The sequence below is a fragment of the Mycobacterium sp. NGS54 genome (assembly GCF_059812465.1).
This window is the reverse complement of sequence record NZ_JCALCS010000004.1, coordinates 186,088-206,510: the sequence shown is the minus strand read 5'-3', so window position 1 is coordinate 206,510 and position 20,423 is coordinate 186,088. Positions and strand designations below refer to the sequence as shown.

Genomic DNA, 20,423 nt, shown 5'->3' with positions numbered 1-20,423 from the left:
CCGTCTGGGCGCTGAGATCTTGGACCAAGCTAACTCCCGCGAGCCTCTCCACGGACGACGACGTTCCCATAGTGCCGTACGGGTAGACGCGCGCGCTACGTACCGGTCACCGCAGGATCGGGCCAGCCGGACTCGACGGCGGTGGCGGCGGCGGTGGGTTCGGCTTCGGCGGAGGGAGAGGCCGAGGTGGAGCCGGCGTCCCGGAGGGGGGAGGCGCTTTCGGTGGCGACGGCGGCGGGTACCGCGGCGGCGACGGATGCGTTCCCGACGGCGGCGGCGGCAACACGATGGGCGGGGGAAGTATCACCGGTGGCAGCACGACGACGGGCGGCGGTGGCAGCACGACAGGCGGGGGCAGCACCACAGGCGGGGGCGGCGCGACCGGCGGCGGGGGCGCCACCGGCGGCGGTGCGACCGGCGGCGCGACCACCGGCGGGGCGGGGGCGACCGGCGCCTGCACGGGCGGGGGCGAATAGATGGGGGCCACGGGATTCGCGGGCGGCGCGGGTGGGATCTGGTTGGCGGCCGGCGGTGCGGGCGGTTTCATCATCGGCGCGGGCGCGATGCGACTCAGCTCGGTCGGTGTGATGGCCGTCTTGTGGTGGTACAGCAGGCTGTACATGAGCCCCAGCGCAAGGATGAAGGTGCCCGCGAACAGCGCGATCCACGGGATCAACCGGCGCGCCCGCTGTGGTCGCGCGGCGTCGAGGTAGTCCCCGTCACGCTCGTCCGCGCCGCCGCCGCCGGCGGTCGGTGGGTAAGCGTCGTCCGACCAGGCGTGGCCGTCTCCGCTGTCGTCCGTGGTGAGGTCGCTGTCGGCCGACGTCAGCCGGATCTGTCCCAGCGTTTGATCCCGCAACCAGCCGGGCGCGGGGATGAACACCGGCGCCGCACCGAGCAACGCGACCGGGTTGACCAGGCGTCGGCGTTCCTCTTCGCAGACGGAACATGACTCGATGTGGCGGGTGATGCGCTTGCGCATGAGCACGCTGAAGCGCCCGTCCCAGCCCGCCAGGATGGTGCCCAGCTCGGCGCATTTGTCGGCGGTGTGCTGGGCGCGGCGGGCCACCAGCAGCGCACCCAACGACGATTCGATGGTGTTGCGCAGCCGCGACACCATCTTGTTGGCGGTGCCGGGGCTGACCTCCAACGCGTTGGCCAGCTCGGGCCCGTCCAGGCCGTGGCGGTAGGCCAGCTCCAGCACCGCGCGGTCCCGGTCGACCAGCCCGCCGGCGGCCTCGGCGACGAGGGCGGCCAGCTCGTTGCGGGCGGCCATGGTATCGGGTCCCGCGTCCTGCGAGGCGGCCTCGGGCAGCTCGTCGGCGACCTGTTCGCGGCGGCGGTCCCGGATGCAGCGCAGGGCCTCGTTGCGGGCAATGGCATACAGCCAGGGGCGGAGCCGCTCGGGGTCGCGCAGCTTGGGCAGTTGGGTGGCGGCGGAACAGAAGACGTCCTGCACGCAGTCGGCCGCGGTGTCGCGATCGCGGACCATGCCGATGCAGAAGTCGTGCAGCCGATCGGCGTAACGGTCGTAAATCATGGCAAAGGCGCGACGATCACCCGTCGCCGCCGCGCGGGCCAGCTCCCCGTCGCTGACGATGTCAAAGTTCGATAGTGCGGTCGTCACATCGTCTCCCCAGCCGATGAGGCGTCGGTGCCCCTCGTGCGAGAACCAACGCTGCGAACAAGTGTGCGCGCACAGCGGTGAAATAGCACGAGAAATTCCAGCTCCGTGGTGGACGCATGGGAGGTCAGGAGCCATACCAGCCTTGCCCGGGCCCGCGTGCTCACTTGCAGACGCCCTGCACGAGGTGGTGCGGCGGCAGGCACAGTACCGGCGGCGGCGGTGGCGGCGGCAGCTTCGGCGGCGCGGGCAGCGGGGGCAGCTTGGGCGGCACGGGCAGCGGCGGCAGCGAAGGCGGCGGCGGTAGCTGCGGCGGGGGAGCGGGGACCCAGACGGGTACTGGCGCAGGCGCGTTCACCACGACCACCGGGCCCTGGGGAGCGGCGGCGGGCGGGGCGCCCGGGTCGGGTGCCGGCGCGGGGTTATCCGGCGGGGGCGCGACCACCGCGACGGGGGCCGGGCCGCCAGGCGCGGCGTCGACCGGGACCGGGACCGGGCCGTTGTCCGGCGAGGGCACCACCGCGGCGGGAGCGGCCGCCGAGACGGGAACGGCCGTTGAGCCCGAAGTCACGGCCACGGACCGCGGTTGGGGCGAGCTGCTGAGGAAGGTTATGCCCAGCGCGACGCCCGCACCGATCAGGCCGACGACGCCCGCGGTGACCCACAGCTTGTCGATGGACCTCGGCTTGGCCGAGGTGATGGGGTTCGGCGAAAACTCGTGGCCGGACGGCCGATCGCCGGACTCGTCGGTCGGGTCGCCGAGCGGACTCGATGCCCAGGCCCAGGCCTCGGTGACGTCGTCGACGCGCGGTGCGAGGGCGGTTCGGTCCATGTCGTCCCAGGTGCTCATGAGGTGCTTCTTTCAGTACGGGTCGCGGCCCGGGGTTGGGTCGCCGTCACAGGTAAGAGGACGCACCCGGCGTGAGTCGGACATTTTTTCGAGAACTTTTTTGTGGCCGTGCCGCGGCGGGCGTCATCAGGTTGTCCCGCGCCGCTTGCCAGGTCTTGGTGAAGTTCTTGCGATTTTCTTGCGACGGCTTCAAACAGCTTTGAAGGCAATAGCTTTGACGTCGAGATTTACGCCTAGCGCGAAGAATCGCGAGTGAGCTGCACGCCAACGTGGATTTCGGTGCGCACGCCGCTGGCTAACCCGCCACGGTCAGGTAGATCAACACGACGTTGAGCACGCTGACCATGACGGCGACGCCCCAGCCGACAACGGTGGTGACGGGATGGTTGGCGTTGCTACCCATGAGGTCGCGGTTGCTGGTGAGCCTGACCAGCGGAAGAACCGCGAACGGGATACCGAAGGACAGCACGACCTGCGAGATGACCAGCGCGCGGGTCGGGTCCCAGCCCAGCGCCAGGATCGCGACGGCTGGGCACAGCGTCGCCAGCCGGCGCACCAGCATGGGGACCGACAGATGGAGCAATCCCTGCATGATCATGGCGCCGGCGTAGGCGCCCACCGACGACGACGCCAGGCCGGACGCGAGCAGCCCGATCGCGAACAGCACCGCGATCGTCGGGCCCAACGTGTTGTGAATCGCGGTGTAGGCGCCGTCGATGGTCGCGCTTTCCCGGTGGCCCTGCAGGTTGATCGCGGCGACCAGCAGCATCGCCGCGTTGACCATCCCGGCGACGGCCATCGCCAGCACGACGTCGACCCGGGTGACGCGCAGCAGCCAGCGCCGGTCGTGGCCGGGCGCGGGATGCCCGTGCCGATCCAGGACGAGGCCCGAATGCAGATACACCGCGTGGGGCATCACGGTGGCGCCGAGGATGGCGGCGGCCAGCAACACGCTTTCGGTGCCGTGGAACCGGGGGAGCAATCCCGCCACCACGGCCTCGGGCGGTGGCGTAGCGACGAAGAAGCTCGCCGCGAAGCCGACGGCGATGACGAGCAGCAAGCCCGTGATGACGCGCTCGAACAGGAGTTGCCCACGGCGGTCCCTGATCGTCAGCAGCAGCATCGAGATCACGCCGGTGATGATCCCGCCGACCGGCAGCGGCAGGCCGAACAGGATGCGCAGCGCGATCGCCCCGCCGATGACTTCGGCGACATCGGTTGCCATGGCGACGATTTCGGCCTGCGCCCAAAACGTGAGCCGGAGCGGGCGGCCCATCCGCGTGCCGATTGCCGCGGGCAGCGACCGTCCGGTCACCAACCCGAGTTTCGCGGACAGGTACTGCACCAGGCCCGCCGCCACGTTTGCCGCGACGATGACCCACAGCAGCAGGTAGCCATACTGCGAGCCGGCGCTGACGTTGGCCGCGACGTTTCCCGGATCGACATAAGCGATTGCGGCGACGAACGCCGGGCCGAGCAGATACCAGCTCGTCTTGAGCGAGGCCTCGGTGCCCTGCGCCAACGTATCGGCCCTCGATCCACATTCTCGAATAAAAAAGTTAGGTTAACCGAATACACCATCTGGTGGTGCACGCCGGGACAACCCGCTTTGCGAAAACCGAGGTAGTGGGCGTTTTCCCGGGCGATCACCCCGGGAGGTAGAGTCCCCGTCCGGTGACCAGGGGCAGGTCGAGGGTCGTCACGATGCCCGGCGGGGCGGCCACCACCGCTGGGATCGCGTTGACGACCCGCATCGCGGTGGCGACCAGTCCGGCGTGGTTGTGATCGCCGTTGGGGCTGCTCAGGCAGATGTCCATCGCGTACGACGGTTCGCCGGTGATCTCGATGCGGTAGGAGCCGCCGGGCTGGGCGGGCTGAGGCCAGTCGGGACGCAGGTCCTCGCGCAACCGGGTGACGTGTTCCAGGACGACGACGGGGTCGCCGTTGACCATTCCGAACACCTCGAACCGCAGCCCGGCGGCGGTCCCCTTGGGGATGTGCCCCGAGGCGATGTCGAAGTCCTCGGGCGCGGGCTCGCGGATGTATTCCTCGGCGATGCTGTCGAGCGTGATGCCCAGACCCGCGGCCAATTGCCGCACCACCGATCCCCACGCCAGGCTCAGCACGCCGGTCTGCAGCAGCATCGGGATCTCGTCGAGGGGCTTACCGAATCCCATCACGTCGAACATGACGGCGGCGCTGTCGTAGGTGGCGTAGTCGACGATCTCCATGCAGCGGATCTGCTGGATGCTCTGACAGGTGCCGGCCAGTGCCAGCGGCAGCAGGTCGTTGGCGAAGCCCGGGTCGATGCCGTTGACGTACAGACTCGAATTGCCTTCGCGCGCGGCATCTTCCAGCGGCTTGATGAGCTCCTCGGGGATCACTTCCCACGGGTACTGGAGAAAGACCGGGCCGCTGCCGACGATGTTGATTCCGGCGGCGAGGACCCGGCGGTAATCCTCGAGAGCCTCGGGCAGGCGATTGTCGGCCAGGGCGTTGTACACGGCGCACTGCGGGCCCGTGGCGAGCACGGCGTCCAGGTCGGTGCTGGCCAGCACGCCGGTCGAATCCGTAAGTCCGGCAAGCTCCGCCGCGTCCTTGCCGGCCTTGGCATCCGACGACACCCACACGCCTCTGAGCTCGAACTCGGGATTGGTGATCAGCGCCTTGAGCGCGTGGACGCCGACGTTGCCGGTGCCCAACTGAACGACGGGTATGGCCATGGCGGGCTCCTTAGTGGTCTTTAGCGGCCTTCAGTTCACAGGTCGGGGACGGGGATGTCGAGGTTGGGGAAGGTGAGCCCACCGTCGACCTCCAGGGTCTTACCGGTGAGGAAGCTGCCGGCCGGGGACGCCAAATAGACTGCGGCGGCGGCGATGTCGACCGGATCGCCGAGACGGCGCATCGGCGTGACCTTCTCCATCGGGGCGCGCAGCTCCTCGTTGGAGGCCACCACGTCCAGCGCCGACGTTAGGATCGACCCCGGCGCGATGGCGTTGACCCGGATGCGCGGGCACAGGTCCAGCGCGGCCAGCCGGGTGTAGTGCGAGAGCGCGGCCTTGGCCGTGCCGTAGGCGGCGAACCCGCGTCCGGCCAGCCTGCCCATGGTCGAGGTGATGTTGATGATGCTGCCACCGCCGGAGTGCTCCAGCATCAGCGGCACCGCCGCGACGGTCAACGCGTGCGCGGTGGCGACGTTGAAGGTGAACGCCTCCTTGAGGTCCTTGGTCGAGGTGGTCAGCAAGGTGTTGGGCATGGTCCCGCCGACATTGTTGACGACGATGTCTAGTTTTCCGAACGCCTCGACGGCCAGATCGGCCAGTTCCGCAGTCGACTCGGGGTGGGCCAGGTCGGCGGCGACGGCGTGGGCGCGGCGGCCGGTGGCGCGGACCTGTTCGGCGACGGCATCTAGTTGAGATTGCGTGCGCGACGCGATGAGCACATCGGCGCCTGCCTCGGCGAAGGCCAGCGCGATGGCCGCACCGAGGCCGCGCCCGCCACCTGTGATGACGGCGACTTTGTCGTCCAGTCGGAACCTGTCAAGGATCATTGCGGCCTCTCTATTCGAGTTGTCCGGCGAAACGGTAACAGACCTCACCGACTCCGATAACGGCATTTCTGAAACAGGTTCTAGTTTGTCATACGGACGGGACGATGTAACGGTCCGGATGGTCGCAATTCAGTGCCGGGTCCCCCGGAGTTATGGCAGGGAAAAATTCGCCGAGCGTTAACCTTGTTGCTGTTAGCTTCATGGCTGCGAGGAACGCTAGTTGGCGAGCCGCGGCCAAAGGCAGCGGCGATCAATCCCTACTGTTAGGAAGTGATTTGAGACTCAACAGGTTTGGTGCCGCGGTGAGTGTCCTGGCTAGCGCAGCGCTGGTGTTGTCCGGATGCGGCAGTGAAAACAACAATTCGAGTGGGGCGAGCGGGAGCAGTGCGACGACTGGCGGATCCGCGGGCAATGTGAGTTGCGGCGGCAAGAAGACGCTGAAGGCCAGTGGCTCGACGGCCCAGGCCAACGCGATGACCCGCTTCGTCAACGCGTTCGAGCAGGCGTGCCCGGGTCAGACCCTGAACTACACCGCCAACGGTTCGGGCGCCGGAATCAGCGAATTCAACGGCAACCAAACCGATTTCGGTGGATCCGACTCGCCGCTGGCCCAAAAAGAGTACGACGCGGCCCAGCAGCGCTGTGGCTCGCCGGCGTGGAACCTGCCGGTGGTGTTCGGCCCGATCGCGATCACTTACAACGTCAAGGGCGTCAGTTCGCTGACTCTGGACGGCCCGACCGCGGCGAAGATCTTCAACGGCGCCATCACCACCTGGAACGATCCGGCGATCGCGGGCCTCAACGGCGGAACCTCCCTGCCGGCCGAGCCGATCCACGTCGTCTTCCGTAACGACCAGTCCGGGACCACGGATAACTTCCAGCACTACCTCGATGCGGCCTCCAACGGCGCCTGGGGCAAGGGCGCCGGCAAGACGTTCAACGGTGGTGTCGGTGAGGGCGCCAAGGGCAACGACGGCACCTCGGCCGCGATCAAGGCCACCGAGGGATCGATCACGTATAACGAGTGGTCGTTCGCCAAGGCCCAGAACCTGAACATGGCCAAGATCGTGACCTCCGCCGGGCCTGATGCGGTCGCCATCAGCGCCGACTCCGTGGGCAAGACGATCTCCGGTGCCACCGTCAAGGGGCAGGGCAACGACCTCGTGCTCGACACCAACTCGTTCTACAAGCCGACGCAGGCCGGTTCGTACCCGATCGTGCTGGCGACCTACGAGATCGTTTGCTCGAAATACCCCGACTCCCAGGTCGGCACGGCCGTGAAGGCGTTCCTGCAGAGCACCATCGGCGCGGGCCAAAACGGTTTGGCGGACAACGGATACATTCCCATTCCGGACTCGTTCAAGTCGAAGCTGTCGACTGCGGTCAACGCGATCGCGTGATCCGGAGTGTCATGACCCGCGGAGCAGTCGCCAGTCCGGCAACCGGAACTCAGCCCGTGCTGAAGGCGACCGATCCGCACAAGGTGCAGCGCGGCGACCAACTGTTCAAGTTGGTCGCCGCGGCTGCCGGTATGACGATCGTGATCGCGATCGTGCTGATCGCGATATTTCTCTTGATTCGCGCCGTGCCGTCGCTGCAAGCGAACCACGCGAACTTCTTCACCAGCGCGCAATTCAATACGACCAGTGCGGAGCATCTGGCGTTCGGTATTCGTGATTTGTTCATGGTCACGGTGCTGAGTTCTGTCAGCGCCCTGGTGGTGGCCGTGCCGGTGGCGGTCGGGATCGCGATATTCCTCACCCAATACGCACCGAAAAGGTTCGCGCGACCGTTCGGTGCGATGGTTGACCTGCTGGCAGCGGTCCCGTCGATCATCTTCGGGTTGTGGGGCATCTTCGTGCTGGCGCCCAAACTCGAACCGATCGCGGAATTCCTGAACCGCAACCTTGGTTGGTTTTTCCTGTTCAAGCAGGGGAATGTCTCACTGGCCGGTGGGGGCACCATTTTCACGGCCGGGATCGTGCTGTCGGTGATGATCCTTCCGATCATCACCTCGGTGTCGCGGGAGGTGTTCCGGCAGACCCCGCCCATCCAGATGGAAGCGGCGCAGGCGCTGGGCGCCACCAAATGGGAGGTGGTGCGGATGACCGTGCTGCCATACGGCCGCAGCGGCGTCATCGCGGCGTCGATGCTGGGGCTGGGCCGGGCCCTCGGCGAGACCGTGGCGGTGCTGATCATCCTCCGGTCCGCCGCCCGCGCCGGCAGCTGGTCGCTGTTCGACGGCGGCTACACGTTCGCTTCCAAGATCGCTTCCGCGGCAGCCGAATTCAGCGAACCGCTGCCGACCGGGGCCTACATCGCCGCCGGATTCGCGCTCTTCGTCCTGACGTTCATCGTCAACGCGCTCGCGCGCGCGATCGCCGGGGGGAAGGTCAACGGATGACGATCGATGCGCTCGACCTGCCGGTCAAAGCGGACGTGTTCAGCCCGCTGAGCCTGCGGCGGCGGATCACCAACAACGCCGCGACAACATTCTTCGTTGCCTCGTTCCTCGCGGCGCTGGTGCCACTGATCTGGGTGCTCGGGGTGGTGGTCGCACGCGGCTGGTACGCCGTCACCCGCTCGGGCTGGTGGACCCACTCGCTGCGCGGCGTGCTGCCCGAGGAATTCGCCGGCGGCGTCTACCACGCGCTGTATGGGACTTTGGTGCAGGCCGGCGTTGCCGCCGTCTTGTCCGTGCCGCTCGGCATGATGACGGCGGTGTTCCTGGTGGAATACGGCACCGGCCGGCTGGTGCGGCTGACGACGTTCATGGTCGACGTGCTGGCCGGGGTGCCCTCGATCGTCGCCGCGCTGTTCATCTTCAGCCTCTGGATCGCCACCCTGGGTTTCCAGCAGAGCTCGTTTGCCGTCTCGTTGGCTCTGGTCCTGCTGATGTTGCCGGTGGTGGTGCGCTCCACGGAGGAGATGCTCAGGCTGGTGCCGGATGACCTGCGCGAAGCCAGCTACGCGCTGGGTGTTCCCAAGTGGAAGACGATCGTGCGGATCGTGATCCCGATCGCGATGCCGGGCATTGTCTCGGGCATCTTGTTGTCGGTCGCGCGCGTCATCGGGGAAACCGCGCCGGTGCTGGTCCTGGTCGGCTACAGCCGCTCCATCAACTTCGACATGTTCCACGGCAACATGGCCTCACTGCCGCTGTTGATCTACACCGAGCTCACGAATCCCGAGCACGCCGGATTCCTGCGGATCTGGGGTGCGGCGCTGAGCCTGATCATCATCGTCGCGGTGATCAACCTGCTGGCCGCCGGGTTCCGCTTCGTGTCGATGCGGCGGCGCTGACCAGCTAGCGCGGTCAGGACTTAGCCGCGGCCTTTTTGGCCGGCGCCTTCTTGGCGGCCGTCTTTTTGGCCGGCGTCTTCTTGGCGGGCGCTTTCTTCCCCGCCGCTTTCTTGGCCCCCGAACCGGCCCCGGCCTTGCCGTCGCCGGAGCGGGCCTTGACGCTGGCCTCCAGCTTGGCCAGCAGGTCGGAGACGTCCTCGGTCTCGTCCAATTGTTTGGGCTGTTCCTCGGCGGTAAACGCTTCGCCGCCTTCGAGTTTCGCCTCGATCAGCTCCTGCAGCTGCTCCTGATAGGTGTCGTGGTAGCGGTCGGGGTTGAATTCCTCGGCCATCGATTCCACCACCTGCCCGGCCATCTTGAGTTCCGCGGGCTTGATGTCGACCTTCTTGTCCAGCACGGGGAAGTCGGGATCGCGGATCTCGTCGGGCCACAACAACGTGTGCACCACCATCACGTCGCGCTTGCCGAAGTCCTTGACGCGCAACGCCGCCAGCCTGGTCTTGTTGCGCAGCGTGAAGTGCACGATCGCCATCCGGTCGGTTTCGGCGAGTGTCTTGGCAAGCAGCACATAGGATTTCGACGACTTCGAATCCGGCTCGAGGAAGTAACTGCGATCGAACAGCATCGGGTCGACCTCGCTGGCCGGGACGAACTCGAGCACTTCGATCTCGCGGCTGCGCTCCTCGGGCAAGGTCGCGATGTCGTCGTCGGTGATGATCACCGATTGACCGTCGTCGGACTCGAAGGCCCGGGCGATGTCACGGTATTCGACGACCTCGCCGTCTTTCTCACATATGCGTTGGTAGCGGATGCGGCCGTTGTCTTTGGCGTGCACCTGATGGAACTTGATGTCGTGATCCTCGGTGGCGCTATACACCTTGACCGGGACGTTCACCAGCCCGAACGCGATCGAACCCTTCCAGATGGAACGCATGTAAGTCAGTATGCCCACACCGTCCCCAGCAAAACAGCGCAGCACGCCCGCACCGCGGACTTTCGGGTACAGCTAATTCCTCGGCTACGGGTGCAGGGCCCGCAGGCCGGCCCGGTCGGGCAGGTCGGCACCGGCGCGGGCGACGGTCCACGCCGACGACAGGCACGCGGATCGCAGCGCCGTCGTCAGCGCGTCGAGCCCGATCCGGCCCAGGGCGGCCCGCCGGGCGGCGCCCAACAAACCCGTTTGCCAGAGCGCGTCCAGCAGGCCGACCATGAACGCGTCGCCGGCGCCGACGGTGTCCACCACGTCAACCGCCCTGGCGGTCATCCGGGCCTCGCCGGCTCGGCAGAACGCCACCGCGCCCCGAGCGCCCATCGTCACCACGACGATCCCCGGGCCCGACGCCAGCCATGCTCGGGCCGTCGACTCGGGGTCGCGGTCGGGGTCGATCCAGTTCAGGTCCTCGTCGCTGGCCTTGACGATGTCGCTGCGCTCGACGAGGCGGGCGATGCGGTCGCGGGCCTGAAACCGGTCCGCGATGAGCGAGGGCCGCACGTTCGGGTCGAAACTGACGGTGGCCGACACCCGGTAGGCGTCGAGCAGCGCCGCGACCGCCAGGCACCCTGGCTCGCGCACGGCGGCGATCGATCCGGTGTGCACCAACAGTGGCGGCCCGATTTCGGGCGTTCCGGAGACCTGCCATTCCAGGTCGAATGCGTAAGCCGCGGAACCGTCGTCGGCGATCGTCGCAACCGAGGTCGGTGTCCGGGCAGCGGAGGAACTTCCCGGAACAATGTGTGCGCCTGAGGATTTGACGTAATCAACAATGCGCCGGCCGTGCGGGTCGTCGCCGATGTAAGTCAAGAAGTCGATGTCGCGACCCAGCCTGGCCAGTCCGGTGGCGACGTTGAGCGGGCTGCCGCCGGGATGTTCGTCACCGTCGATGATGTCGACCAGCGCCTCGCCGATCACCAGCCCCCGGGTCATCGCGCCAACGCCTCGAGCGTCGCCCGAGCCCCCTTGCGGTGCAAAGAATCCAGGGCCCAGCGGTACGCCTCGACAAACCGCGGTTGGTGGGCCAGATCGCAGAACAGCGCGGTGACCTCAATGAACCCGGTGGGATTGTGGTGCTGCGACCGGGCGATCGGGACGAGCGAGTCCGCCAGCTGATCCACCACCTCGTATGGCTTGCCCGACTCGTCGACACCCTCGGCGTAGCGGGCCCAACTGGCCACCGCCGCGGCCGCCAGTCGAACCGGCCCGCCGCCGGCCAGGTTGTCGCAGATGACGGGAAACAGCCATTTCGGGATGCGGTCCGACGAATAGGCGCACAGCCGCGCAACGGTGTCGCGGACGGCGGGGTTGGCGAACCGCTCGACCAGCGTGCGCCCGTATTCATGAAGGTCGATGCCCGGCACGGGCGGCAGCGTGGGGATGGCCTCGGTGTCGAAGTAGGAGAGCAGGAATCGGGCGAAGAGCGGATCACGCGCCGCATCGTGAACGAACTTGAATCCGCAAAGATGGGCGAAGTAGGCCAGGCACTGATGCCCCGCGTTGAGCATCCGCAACTTCATCAGCTCGTACGGGCGCACATCGTCGACCATCCGCGCCCCCGCCCGCTCCAGCGGCGGGCGGCCATCGGCAAAGTCGTCTTCGATCACCCAAGCGGTGAATGGCTCGGCCACCACCGGCCATCGGTCATTGACGCCGAAGTCACGCCGCACTTCCGCAGCCATCTCCAAAGTCGTTGCCGGAGTGATGCGGTCGACCATCGAGCTCGGGAACCGGGCGTGTTCCGCGACCCATTGGGCCAACCCGGGATCTACGCGCTCGGCGCTGGCGAGCACCGTACGCTTGGCTACCTCACCGTTGTTCTCGATGTTGTCGCAGGAGACGATAGTCGGCGCGGGGATTCCCTGACCGCGCCGCCTCGCGAGCGCCTCGGTGATCAACGCGAACGCCGGCCCGTCGGGATCGCGGTATCCGCCTTCGGTGATGGTCAGCGAAATGATCCGGGTGGATGCCGCAGCCAGCACCTCCAACGCCGCTTCCGGATCGTCCGGGGCGTAGCGGTAGTCGACGATCGAGCCGATCACCTGCGCGTCCCGGCTGCCGTCGGGATGATCCAGGATCAGCGTGTACAGCCCGTCCTGACCGTCGAGGACGTCACGCATGGTCCAGTCGGCGGGCATCACCCCTACGCCGCAGATGCCCCAGTCGTATGCCAGGCCCTGCTGGAGCAGCAGGTTGATGTACGCGGCCTGATGCGCCCGGTGGAAATGCCCGGCCCCGATATGCGCGATACCGACGGTCACCCTGTCGCGGTCATAGTTCGGAGCCTCGATCGGCAGCTTGGACAACGACGCATTACTCAGATCGATCGGGCTAGCCGCCATTGGCCAACTCCTCCCCGGGCCACTGCCCGTATTGCCGGGCTCGCAACACCTATCGACGGTACGACGACGGCGGGCCGCAGCCCAGTCGCTTCGACCAGTCGACGACCCGTCTCGGACCGGTCACAGCCCTACGTGAGGGGGGAACCCACGGCCGACAACAGCAGGAAATCGGCAAGGGCACGCCACGAATCGGTTATCGCGACCGCGCCGGCATCAATCAATTCTGCACGGCGGCAATCCCATTCGTCAGGTTGTACAAACATCAGGTTACCGACGGTGGCGTACCCGGCTGCGACCGCGGAAGTCACGCCGGCCACGGAGTCTTCGATGGCCAGCCCCTGTTCCGCTGCGACACCGAGTACCTCGCCGCAACGCAGATATACCGCCGGGTCGGGCTTGCTCGTCGGCACCGGAAGAGAATCCTCCGCGCTGAAGGTCACCGTCTCCGGCAGCAGCGCGTCGAGGCCGGTGGCCCTGAAGCAGGCGCGCAGGCGCTTGGTGGCGCTGGAGCTGACCGCCGCCAGTGCGTAGTGGCTCGCAAGCTCGTTCAACGGTTCCAGCACCTGCGGATCGGGTGTCAGGGTGACAGCCAGGTGAGCGGTGACCCGTTCGCGCTCCTCGCGCACCCACTGCTCGAGTTCGTCGGCGGACAACGCGCTGCCGCTGGCCAAATCGCGCGCCGAGGCGACCACCGTTTCGGGGCGGCCCTCGGCCAACACCTGATCGAGCGGCACGTCGCACTGCACCGCCAGGTCGAGAGCCATGGCACGAAAGTTTTTCCCGACCGCCCGCTTACGCAATTCGTCGCAGCTGAACGGAGCGGTCACCCCGAACCTGGCCAGGAAACGATTCGTCACCTCAGTCGACGCCTCGAACGCCGGTCTCTCCGAGCCGAACAGGTTGTCGTCGGCGTCGCAGAGCAAGGTGGTGATCGGCGCCGGGTCGAATGGGCGCACAAAGGTCAGCATGCCGTTCATCGCGACACCAACTCCCGCTCGTCGTCGCGCATCGCGTCCCGCAGCGTGGCCACCACACCGCGCTCGTCGATGTCCGCAATCATGTCGCCCAGCCGGTCTGCAAAACCCGGAACCGTGCGCAGTTCGGCGAACATCTCATGCCCCAGCAGCGGTTCGGGGTTGTTCCGTGCCATGTTGGCCAACCTGGCCACGGGTATCGCCTGCGAGTCTTGGAGGCGAAACTTGCGCCCGCTCAGGTCGTGGCCGCGCATGTAACGGGCCCATCCGGCAACGGCCAACATCAGCAGCGTGTGCCGCCGACCCCGTGCGATCGCGTCCTGCAGGGAGGGCAGCACAAACGACGCTATCTTGCTCGTTCCCCGTCGAGCCAGCCGCGACAATTGGTCGCTCATTCGGGGGTTGCTGAGCCGATCGAGCACCGTGCCTCGGTACTCGGGCGTGTTCATCCCGGGGACCGCGGGCAACAGTGGCTGAATCTCGTCGCCCAGCAGCCTCTCTACATAGTCGAAGATGACGCGGTCCCGCATCGCTTGGTCGGTGCGCTGGTATCCGGCGAGTGTGGCCAAACACGCGAGCGCGATATGGGTTCCGTTGAGCAGACGGGTCTTGATCAGCTTGTGGTCCCGGACGTCGGTCACGAATTCGGCACCCACCAGGTCGAGCGGTGGGCGCCCATTGCTGAAGGAATCCTCGATCACCCATTGGGAATAGGGTTCGGTCACGACGGGCCATTTGTCGGCGACGCCGAAGGTCTGCTCGACGAACTTGCGCTCCGACTTCGAAGTTTGAGGGGTGATGCGATCGACCATGGTCGAGGGGAACGCGACATGCGTGTCGATCCACCGGGCAAGCCGGGGGTCCTTCAAGGCTGCGAACGATACCAGCGCGGTCCTCGCCGGCTGGGTGTCGGCGGGAATGTTGTCGCAGCAGAGCACGGTGAACGGCGCGACGCCTGCGCGGCGACGGCGGTCGAGAGCTTCGGCCAGATATCCCCACGCGGTGGCATAGCCGTCGGAGGCGACGAGGTCGGCGCGCACGTCGGGGTGGTCGGCGTCGAATTCGTCGGTGACGGGGTTGAGGAAGTATCCGTTGCACGTGATCGTCAGGCTGACGATGCGGGTTTCGGGGTCTGCCAGGGCGGCGCCGACCGCTGTGCGGTCGTTCGGTGCGTAATGAAGGGAACCGATCGACCCGACGACACGGGCGGTTTGGCGATCATGGCCGCGCTGTACCACCGTGTACAGCCCATCCTGGGCCGACAGCAAGTCTTTGACGTCGGGGGAATGGAGACTGATACCGGTTACCCCCCAACGATCCGAAATGCCGGAGCGGGCGAGGTCGTCGAAGTAGACGGCCTGATGTGCGCGGTGGAAGTTGCCCGCGCCGATGTGAACGACGGCCCGCTGAAGGGCCGACCTGTCGTAGGTGGGTACGTCAATTCGTTGCGAATGCAATTGCAGTGTGGCGTCGCTCAGCGGGACGCCGCCTTTTGAACGGCAGTGGGAGGCGATGAGATCAAACACCGTTTCCACTGTGCCTCGACGCGGTCCGTGGTTTAACCCCTCCGTGGTTGATGTCACAAAACATATTGGCAGGGAAGGCGATAATCGGTGGTCAGGGCAGTTAACAGCGTTGAAACGCGTAGGTTGACAGCATGGCAGCACGGGTGAAGCTAACCAACGCCGACAAGGTGCTGTACCCCGCCACCGGAACCACGAAGGCCGACGTCTTCGACTACTACACCCGCATCGCCGAGGTGATGCTGCCGCACATCGCCGGGCGCGCGGCCACCCGCAAGCGCTGGCCCAACGGCGTCGAGCAGGAGTCGTTCTTCGAAAAGCAGCTGGCGTCCTCGGCGCCCGACTGGCTGCCGCGGGCCAGCGTCACCCACCGCTCCGGGACGACGACCTATCCGATCATCGACAGCCCCGACGGGCTGGCCTGGATCGCGCAGCAGGCGGCGCTGGAGGTGCACGTCCCGCAGTGGCGATTCGTCGCCGAGTGGACCCGAAGCCGGGCCGAAGAGCTCAAGCCCGGCCCGGCAACGCGTTTGGTGTTCGACCTGGATCCGGGCGAGGGCGTGACGATGCCGCAACTGTGCGAGGTCGCCCACGCCGTGCGGGAGCTGATGAGCGATATCGGCCTCACCCTCTTCCCGCTCACCAGCGGCAGCAAGGGTTTGCACCTCTACGCGCCGCTCGACAGCCCGGTGAGCAGCAAGGGCGCCACGGTGCTTGCGAAACGCGTTGCGCAGCAACTGGAGCAGTCGATGCCCAAGCTGGTGACCGCCACGATGACCAAAAGCCTGCGGGCGGGCAAGGTCTTTCTCGACTGGAGCCAGAACAACGGCTCGAAGACCACCATCGCACCGTACTCGCTGCGCGGGCGCGCACAGCCGACCGTCGCGGCACCGCGCACGTGGGAAGAGATCGCCGACCCTTCGGTGGGCCAACTGCGTTACGACGAAGTGCTCGACCGGGTCGCCCGCGACGGTGATCTGCTGGCGGAGCTGGACGCCGACGCGCCGGTCAGCGACCGGCTGAGCAAGTATCGCAGCATGCGCGACGCGTCGAAGACCCCCGAGCCGGTGCCGGCCGGGAAACCCGTTACCGGCCAGGGCAATTCGTTCGTCATCCAGGAACACCACGCCCGGCGCCTGCACTACGACTTCCGGCTGGAGCGCGACGGCGTGCTGGTGTCGTGGGCGGTCCCGAAGAACCTGCCCGAGACCACGTCCGTCAACCACCTGGCGGTGCACACCGAGGACCATCCGCTGGAATACGGCGCGTTCGAGGGGAACATCCCCAAGGGTGAGTACGGCGCCGGCAAGGTGGTCATCTGGGATGCCGGCACCTACGAGGCGGAAAAGTTTCTCGATGACGAGGTCATCGTCAACCTGCATGGCAACCGGATCTCCGGGCGCTACGCGCTGATTCAAACCAACGGCGACCAGTGGCTGGCGCACCGGATGAAGGACCAGAAGGTCTTCGACTTCGATGCGATCACCCCGATGCTGGCCTCGGAGGGTTCGGTGGCCGCCCTGAAGGCCGGCCAGTGGGCCTTCGAGGGCAAGTGGGACGGCTACCGGCTCCTGGTGGAGGTCGACCACGGCGTCTTGCGGATCCGGTCGCGGCGCGGCCGCGAGGTCACCAAGGAATACCCCGATTTGCGTTCCCTCGCAGCGGATCTGGCCGACCATCACGTGGTGCTCGACGGCGAGGCCGTGATCCTGGACGAGGCCGGGGTGCCCAGCTTCCACGAGATGCAGAACCGCGGACGCGGCTCCCGCGTCGAGTACTGGGCGTTCGACCTGCTGTACCTGGACGGCCGCTCGCTGCTGCGCGCGCGCTACTCGGACCGGCGCAAGCTGCTGGAAATCCTTGGCGGCGGGGGCCATCTGATCGTCCCCGACCTGCTGCCCGGCGACGGCGCCCAGGCGCTCGAGCACTCACGCCGATACGGCTGGGAGGGCGTGGTCGGGAAGAAGCGTGACTCCACCTATCAGCCGGGCCGGCGGTCGGCGTCGTGGATCAAGGACAAGAACTGGAACACCCAGGAAGTCGTCATCGGCGGCTGGAAGGTGGGCGAAGGCGGACGCACCAGCGGCATCGGCTCGCTGCTGATGGGAGTCCCGGGACCGGACGGTTTGCACTTCGCCGGACGCGTCGGCACCGGCTTCACCGAACGCGACCTGGCGAACCTGAAGAAGACGCTGGCGCCGTTGCAAACCGACCAATCCCCGTTTGACCCCCCGCTGTCCCGGCAGGACGCCAGGGGCGTGACGTTCGTCGAGCCGGTCCTGGTCGGCGAGGTGCGCTACAGCGAATGGACCCCGGATGACCGGCTGCGCCAATCGAGTTGGCGCGGGCTGCGGCCGGACAAGGAACCAAGTGAGGTGGTACGCGAGTGAAGTGGTTGACCTTTCGCGGTAGCGACGGCGAACGCACCGGGGTGCTCTCCGGCGACACCATCCACGCGATGCCGCCGGGCGTGACGCTGCTCGAGCTGATCGGCCGCGGACCCGACGGGCTGCGACAGGCCGGCGAAGACGCATTGCGTTCCCCGGCGGCGGTGGCACGGCTCGACGAGGTCACGTTGCTCGCGCCGATCCCGCGCCCGCCGTCGATCCGGGACTCGCTATGCTTCTTGGACCACATGCGCAACTGCCAGGCCGCGATGGGGGGCGGCCGCGAGCTCGCCGACACCTGGTATCGCATCCCCGCCTTCTACTTCGCCTGCCCGGCAACCGTTCTGGGGCCCTACGAAGACGCCCCGGCGGCACCCGGAAGCGCGTGGCAGGACTTCGAACTGGAGATCGCCGCCGTCATCGGCGTCGGCGGCAAGGACCTCGCCGTCGACCAAGCCGAACGCGCCATCATCGGCTACACCATCTTCAACGACTGGTCCGCCCGAGACCTGCAGCAGCGGGAAAGCCAGCTCGCGATCGGGCAGGGCAAGGGCAAGGACAGCGGGGTCACGCTGGGCCCCTACCTGGTGACCCCCGACGAGCTCGAGCCGTACCTCCGTGACGGCAAGCTCGACCTGCAGGCGACCGCGTTGGTCAACGACAACGTGATCGGCTCGGGTTCGACCACCCAGATGGACTGGACCTTCGGCGAGGTCATCTCCTACGTCTCGCGCGGCGTGCCGCTCACGCCCGGCGACGTCATCGGCTCCGGAACCGTGCCCACCTGTACGCTCGTCGAGCACCTCAATCCCGGTGCGCTGGAATCGTTTCCGGGCTGGCTGCACGACGGCGACGTCGTCACCCTCCGGGTCGAGGGGCTGGGGGAGACCCGACAAACCGTGCGCGCCAGCGGGCCGCCGCACCCCCTGGCCGCCCGGCGCAACCCGGACGCGGCGCCCGCCGCGGCCCGGGTCAACCGGGCGCCGGCGCAGGTGCCCTACACCCGCGGCCTGCACGAGGTCGCCGACCGGGTGTGGGCGTGGACACTCCCGGACGGCGGCTACGGGTGGAGCAACGCCGGGCTGATCGCCGGCGACGGTGCGTCGCTGCTCGTCGACACGCTGTTCGACCTGGCGTTGACCCGCGAAATGCTCGCCGCGATGGCGCCGGCGACGGATCGCGCGCCGATCACCGACGCTCTGATCACCCACTCCAACGGCGACCACACCCACGGCAACCAGCTGCTGGACGCGTCGGTGCGCATCCTCGCCGCGCAGGGCACCGCCGACGAGATCGCGCACGGGATGGCGCCCGAGATGCTGGCCATGGCGCAGACCGCCAACCTCGGCCCGGTCGCGACCCCGTACGTGCGAGACCGCTTCGGGCACTTCGATTTCAGCGGCATCAAACTGCGCAACGCCGACCAGACGTTCGACCGCGACCTGACCATCGAGGTCGGCGGGCGCCGCATCGACCTGCTGAACCTGGGCCCCGCCCACACCGCCGCCGATTCCGTGGTGCACGTGCCCGACGCGGGGGTGTTGTTCGGCGGCGACCTGCTGTTCATCGGCTGCACCCCGATCGTGTGGGCCGGCCCGATCGCCAACTGGATCGCGGCCTGCGACGCGATGATCGCGCTCGACGCCCCGATCGTGGTGCCCGGCCACGGGCCGGTCACCGACCCGGACGGGATCCGCGCCGTCCGTGGATATCTCGCGCACGTCGCCGACCAGGCCGAGGCCGCCTACCGCAAGGGCCTGTCCTGGTCCGAGGCCGCCGACACGATCGACCTCGGCGAGTACGCGACCTGGCTGGACGCCGAGCGCGTCGTCGTCAACGTCTATCAGCGCTACCGCGAACTCGACTCGGACATCCCGCAGCAGGAGGTGATGGGGCTGCTGGTGATGCAGGCCGAGTGGCTCGCCAAGCGGGCCGGTTAGGACTTGATCGCCCGCACGAAACTGATCGTGGCGGCCGGGCCGTGCTCGGACTCCAGGAGCTCCGGCAGGCCGGCCGCGGCGAACAGGTCGGCGAGCGAAAACGTGGTCGTGTCCCACCCGTCGGCGCCCAGGTGCGCGGCGACGTCGGTGTGCTTGCCGGGGTAGGTCAGGGCGGCGATGTCCATGTCGAGCCCGTGGCGGCGCCAGCCCTCGGTTGTGCGCAACGCCTGCTCCTTTGACTGCTGCGAGGCGTCGTTGAGCGACCCATAGTCGGCGGCGAAGCGGCTGCCCTCGGCCGACAGCGGGGTGATCGAGTCCAGCAGGCGGACCTCGGCGTCCGGCGGCAGCCAACCGATGAGCACGCCCTCGGCCAGCCACGCCGTCGGTTGCGCGGGGTCGAAGCCGGCGTCTTGGAGCGCCGCCGGCCAATCCTCGCGGAGGTCGATGCCGATGGCGCGCAGCTCGGCGGTCGGGGCCGCGCCGATCTCCGACAGCGTCGCGGTCTTGAACGCGATCACCTCGGGCTGATCGATCTCGTAGACGGTGGTCCCGGCGGGCCAGGAAAGCCGGTACGGCCGTGCGTCGAGCCCCGACGCCACGATGACGACCTGGCGCACGCCCACCTTGCCCGCCGCGGCGAAGTAGTCGTCATAAAACCGGGCGCGGGCGGCGAACGTGTCGACCATGCGAGGGAAAGGGACGTCCCTCTCGAGGTCGTCGGAGTCGAGCTCGCCGCTGGCCAACTTGGTGAACACGTCCAGGCCGACGGCGCGGACCAGCGGCTCGGCGTACTCGTCGGTGATCACCGGCTGCGGACGTCGGGTGGCGGCCGCGCGCGCCGCGGCGACCATGGTGGCGGTGGCGCCCACGCTGTTGGCCAGGTCCCAGGTATCGCCCTCGCTTCGTGTCATGGTTCGCATGCTAGGCCGCGCCCCTGAA

At 67.5% G+C, this 20,423-nt stretch carries 16 protein-coding genes; 5 read left to right on the top strand and 11 right to left on the bottom strand.

The window, feature by feature from the left end; genetic code table 11:
• Window positions 1–106 precede the first annotated feature (106 nt).
• The 5 genes from AC5Y5E_RS13345 to AC5Y5E_RS13325 form a co-directional block, all read right to left on the bottom strand.
• The gene (locus AC5Y5E_RS13345; protein ID WP_499903470.1) at window positions 107–1,627 is read right to left on the bottom strand and encodes an RNA polymerase sigma factor; all 1,521 of its coding nucleotides are present in this window, start codon (window positions 1,625–1,627) and stop codon (window positions 107–109) included.
• A 160-nt stretch (window positions 1,628–1,787) separates the two neighbouring features.
• On the bottom strand, window positions 1,788–2,474 hold the full coding sequence (locus AC5Y5E_RS13340; RefSeq protein ID WP_499903469.1) for a hypothetical protein: 687 nt from the start codon (window positions 2,472–2,474) through the stop codon (window positions 1,788–1,790).
• 295 nt (window positions 2,475–2,769) lie between these two features.
• Window positions 2,770–4,026: an Nramp family divalent metal transporter gene (locus AC5Y5E_RS13335; RefSeq protein ID WP_499903917.1), complete on the bottom strand. Its 1,257-nt coding sequence runs from the start codon at window positions 4,024–4,026 to the stop codon at window positions 2,770–2,772.
• Window positions 4,027–4,120: 94 nt separating this feature from the next.
• A complete protein-coding gene (locus AC5Y5E_RS13330; RefSeq protein ID WP_499903468.1) occupies window positions 4,121–5,197 on the bottom strand; it encodes an NAD(P)H-dependent amine dehydrogenase family protein in 1,077 nt (358 codons plus the stop codon).
• A gap of 35 nt (window positions 5,198–5,232) precedes the next feature.
• A complete protein-coding gene (locus AC5Y5E_RS13325; RefSeq protein WP_499882090.1) occupies window positions 5,233–6,024 on the bottom strand; it encodes an SDR family oxidoreductase in 792 nt (263 codons plus the stop codon).
• Window positions 6,025–6,299: 275 nt separating this feature from the next.
• Between AC5Y5E_RS13325 and pstS the strand changes: the two genes are divergently transcribed.
• Genes pstS through pstA form a run of 3 tightly spaced genes read left to right on the top strand, consistent with a single transcriptional unit; the run spans window position 6,300 to window position 9,327 of the window.
• Window positions 6,300–7,424: a phosphate ABC transporter substrate-binding protein PstS gene (pstS, locus tag AC5Y5E_RS13320; RefSeq protein ID WP_499903467.1), complete on the top strand. Its 1,125-nt coding sequence runs from the start codon at window positions 6,300–6,302 to the stop codon at window positions 7,422–7,424.
• 11 nt (window positions 7,425–7,435) lie between these two features.
• Window positions 7,436–8,428: a phosphate ABC transporter permease subunit PstC gene (gene pstC / locus AC5Y5E_RS13315; protein ID WP_499903466.1), complete on the top strand. Its 993-nt coding sequence runs from the start codon at window positions 7,436–7,438 to the stop codon at window positions 8,426–8,428.
• Window positions 8,425–9,327 carry a phosphate ABC transporter permease PstA gene (gene pstA, locus AC5Y5E_RS13310; RefSeq protein WP_499903465.1) on the top strand — a complete coding sequence of 301 codons (903 nt, stop codon included), beginning with the start codon at window positions 8,425–8,427 and terminating at the stop codon, window positions 9,325–9,327. Before pstC ends, pstA begins: the two co-directional genes overlap by 4 nt.
• 13 nt (window positions 9,328–9,340) lie before the next feature.
• Here pstA and ku read toward each other — a convergent pair whose 3' ends face one another.
• The 5 genes from ku to AC5Y5E_RS13285 all read right to left on the bottom strand — a co-directional run bounded on the left by ku (window position 9,341) and on the right by AC5Y5E_RS13285 (window position 15,160).
• Window positions 9,341–10,261 carry a non-homologous end joining protein Ku gene (ku, locus tag AC5Y5E_RS13305; RefSeq protein WP_499903464.1) on the bottom strand — a complete coding sequence of 307 codons (921 nt, stop codon included), beginning with the start codon at window positions 10,259–10,261 and terminating at the stop codon, window positions 9,341–9,343.
• 84 nt (window positions 10,262–10,345) lie between these two features.
• On the bottom strand, window positions 10,346–11,251 hold the full coding sequence (locus AC5Y5E_RS13300) for a carbohydrate kinase family protein (RefSeq protein WP_499903463.1): 906 nt from the start codon (window positions 11,249–11,251) through the stop codon (window positions 10,346–10,348).
• A complete protein-coding gene (locus tag AC5Y5E_RS13295; RefSeq protein WP_499903462.1) occupies window positions 11,248–12,660 on the bottom strand; it encodes a mannitol dehydrogenase family protein in 1,413 nt (470 codons plus the stop codon). Before AC5Y5E_RS13295 ends, AC5Y5E_RS13300 begins: the two co-directional genes overlap by 4 nt.
• Window positions 12,661–12,788: 128 nt before the next feature.
• Complete coding sequence (locus tag AC5Y5E_RS13290; protein ID WP_499903461.1) at window positions 12,789–13,637, bottom strand: HAD family hydrolase; 849 nt, start codon at window positions 13,635–13,637, stop codon at window positions 12,789–12,791.
• Window positions 13,634–15,160: a mannitol dehydrogenase family protein gene (locus AC5Y5E_RS13285; protein WP_499903916.1), complete on the bottom strand. Its 1,527-nt coding sequence runs from the start codon at window positions 15,158–15,160 to the stop codon at window positions 13,634–13,636. The genes AC5Y5E_RS13290 and AC5Y5E_RS13285 overlap by 4 nt, the downstream gene beginning before the upstream one ends.
• 131 nt (window positions 15,161–15,291) lie before the next feature.
• On the opposite strand from AC5Y5E_RS13285, the gene AC5Y5E_RS13280 reads away from it, so the two are divergent.
• Together AC5Y5E_RS13280 and AC5Y5E_RS13275 are read left to right on the top strand one after the other, a co-directional pair.
• Complete coding sequence (locus AC5Y5E_RS13280; RefSeq protein ID WP_499903460.1) at window positions 15,292–17,547, top strand: ATP-dependent DNA ligase; 2,256 nt, start codon at window positions 15,292–15,294, stop codon at window positions 17,545–17,547.
• On the top strand, window positions 17,544–19,484 hold the full coding sequence (locus AC5Y5E_RS13275; RefSeq protein WP_499903459.1) for a fumarylacetoacetate hydrolase family protein: 1,941 nt from the start codon (window positions 17,544–17,546) through the stop codon (window positions 19,482–19,484). Before AC5Y5E_RS13280 ends, AC5Y5E_RS13275 begins: the two co-directional genes overlap by 4 nt.
• Here the strand turns inward: AC5Y5E_RS13275 and AC5Y5E_RS13270 are convergent.
• Window positions 19,481–20,395, bottom strand: a complete 915-nt coding sequence (locus tag AC5Y5E_RS13270) for an SAM-dependent methyltransferase (RefSeq protein ID WP_499903458.1) — start codon at window positions 20,393–20,395, stop codon at window positions 19,481–19,483. The two genes, AC5Y5E_RS13275 and AC5Y5E_RS13270, sit on opposite strands and share 4 nt — an antisense overlap.
• Between the last annotated feature and the right edge of the window lie 28 nt (window positions 20,396–20,423).